This is a genomic window from Sutterella sp. (genome assembly GCF_052272535.1).
In the GTDB taxonomy this organism is placed as follows: domain Bacteria; phylum Pseudomonadota; class Gammaproteobacteria; order Burkholderiales; family Burkholderiaceae_F; genus Sutterella.
In genome coordinates this window covers 1-2,652 of sequence record NZ_DAVZJY010000281.1, presented here as the reverse complement: position 1 = coordinate 2,652, position 2,652 = coordinate 1, and the positions used below count along the sequence as shown (strand labels likewise).

Genomic DNA, 2,652 nt, shown 5'->3' with positions numbered 1-2,652 from the left:
GCTCGAGAGCTTCTACCTCGCCGACATCGCCGCCGCCCGCATGGGGCTCGAGGCGGCCGGGGCCGAACCCTGGACCGCGCCCGACTTCGGGCGCTATGCGTCGGCGGCCGGCTGCGCTGCCCTCGACCCGGCGCCCGATGAAGCGGTTGCCGGAGAATCCGCCGGCCGCACCACGCTCCCCGTCGAAACGACGGACGGCTTCGGGAGCTTCGCGCAGCCCGTGAGCGCCGCGCTAGCGCGCCTTCTCGCGCTCGGCACGGGTGAAGGCATTCCGAGGATCGACGTCCTCAAGTCTCCGGCGGTCTTCGAAGACCTCCTGCAGCCCGCAGACCTGCCCTCGGGGAGGTGGCCCACGGCTCCCGCGCACCACCTCTACCTCGCGCAGCAGGGGGCGGTGGCGGGGATTCTGCGCACGGGCGCGGGGTTCGGGCCGTTGATTTCCGTGAACGGGCCGCCCGGCACGGGCAAGAGCTGGCTGCTGCGCGACGTGGTCGCCGAAGTGGTCGTGCGGCGCGCCCGCGGGATCGCCGCGAAGTCCGCCTCGCGCGAGGTCTTCGACGCGCGTCGGGCGGTCGCCTTCGAAATCGGCCCGGAGAGCACCGAGACCTTCACGCCCGTCGCCTCCGACGTGGGCGGCGACCACCTGATCGTCGTCGCTTCGAACAACAACGCGGCGATCCGCAACATCACCGACGCGCTGCCGCGCAGCTACGGGCTCGCCGAACCCAAGCGCGACCTTCAGACGGGCGGCGTGCGCCCGGCCTTTTCCTATTGGCGCGACTGCGCCCTTGGGTTGATGGCTTTGGTCGAGGGCCGGCCCGCCCGGACGAAAAGGTCCGCCGCCGCGCCCGATCCCCGCCCGCGGGGAGCCGGGGACCCCGAAGCGACGCCGGAGAATGAAGCTTCGGGCGCCGGGGGCGCGCAAGCCCTGGACGGGGCGCTCTTCTCCGAAGCGGAGGCGCAGGAACTCACGCAGCTCACGGCCGCCGAGCGCCGCGAGCGCATCCGGCGCGCGCTTCTCGCGCGGGTCAAAAACCCCGAGGAGGTCTGGGGGCTCGCTTCGGCCACGCTGGGGCGGAGAAAGAACTGCAGCGCCTTCGCGCGCGCGGTGTTGGGCGTGGGCGGCCGCAACCCCTTCGACTCCACCATTGCGCGTCAGATCGACGACGCACTCGAGATCCTGCGCTTTGAGCGGCGGCTTCCCGAAGAGGCCTGGGCCGAGGCGAAGGCGCGTTTTCTCACGCTCGAGCGCGAGGTGGACGAGCGCCGCGCGCGCATGGCCGAACGCGCAGCCGCCGCCCGCGTGAAGCCCGCGGCCTTCCGCACGCCCCTTGCGCAAGACCCCGGGCAGCACAAGGCCTCGCTCTGGGTCGACGAGGAGTTCGAGCGCATGCGCTCGACGCTCTTCGAGGCGGCGCTCGAACTTCATGCGGCGACCTTCATCGCGCAGGCCGACCTCGCGAAGAAGGGTCTGCGGGCCGCGGGCCGGTATCTTCTCTCGACGAATCCGCACTTCATCTCGGGGCGGGCGCTCGACGTCTTCGAATTCATCGCCTTCCTCGTGCCGGTGGTCTCCACGACCCTGGCGAGCGCGGGGCGGCTTTTTGCCCAGATCGAACCCTCGGCCATTCCGTGGGTGCTCATCGACGAGGCGAGTCAGGCCTCGCCCCAGTCCGCCGTCGGCATCCTCAACCGCGCCCGGCGTGTGGTGGTGTTGGGCGACCCGCGGCAGCTGATGCCCGTCGTGACGATGCCCACGGCATTGGCGGAGTTTCTCCGCCGCCGGCATCCGCTCGTCGACGAATGCTGGTCGCCGGCGGCGAGTTCGCTCCAGACGCTCGTCGACAACACGATGGAGGTGGGCGCGGTGATCCGCGACCAGGTCGCCCGGCGCGACGTCTGGACGGGGCTGCCGCTGCGCACCCACCGCCGCTGCGGCCCGCCGATGTTCGGGATCGCCAACGCGCTCTCCTACGCAGGACAGATGGTGCAGATGACGCCGCGGATCGACGACGGGAGAAAACCCGCCTCAGCCTGGTACGACGTGATGGGCGAGTCCTACGCGCCGCCCGTGCGCCGCACTCGCGACGGGCGCCCCGTCGTGCGGCGAGTCGACCCGAAGATGATCCGCGAGGAGATGGCGTTGCTGCGCGGGCTCCTCATCGAGCTCAACGCCGACCCGGCGAACCGGGGGCTCAGGTTCTTCGTTCTTTCGCCCTTCCGCGTGGTCGCCGAGGGCGCCCGCCGGATTCTGCACGAGCTCGCACTCCGGCATGTCGAGGCGCACGCGGGCACCGTGCACGCCTTCCAGGGCCAGGAGGCGGACGTCGTGATCCTCGTCCTCGGCTCCGCGCCGGGCATCAAGGGCCGCGGTCAGCGCCGTTGGGCCGCGATGCCGGCGAACCTCCTGAACGTCGCCGTCACCCGTGCGCGGCGCGACCTGATCGTGATCGGCGACTGGGGGCGAATGGACGCTCGAGCCCGCCTTCGAGATCCTTGCCGACGCACTCCCGCGCCGGCACGTTGAGGTGGACCGCCGCGCGCCGGTCTTCACCGCCGACCGCCGCGCCGAGGCGCAGCGGGCGAATCTGTTCACGAATTGACATCCTCTCCGCCCTGAAGGACGGAGATTCCCTACTGAGTCCTTACGCG

At 71.3% G+C, this 2,652-nt stretch carries 1 protein-coding gene; it reads left to right on the top strand.

Annotated features, from left to right (window positions below; translation table 11 throughout):
- On the top strand, window positions 1-2,527 hold a 2,527-nt coding region (locus ACT6Y9_RS10260; RefSeq protein ID WP_443744459.1), incomplete at its 5' end, for a DEAD/DEAH box helicase.
- Window positions 2,528-2,652 lie beyond the last annotated feature (125 nt).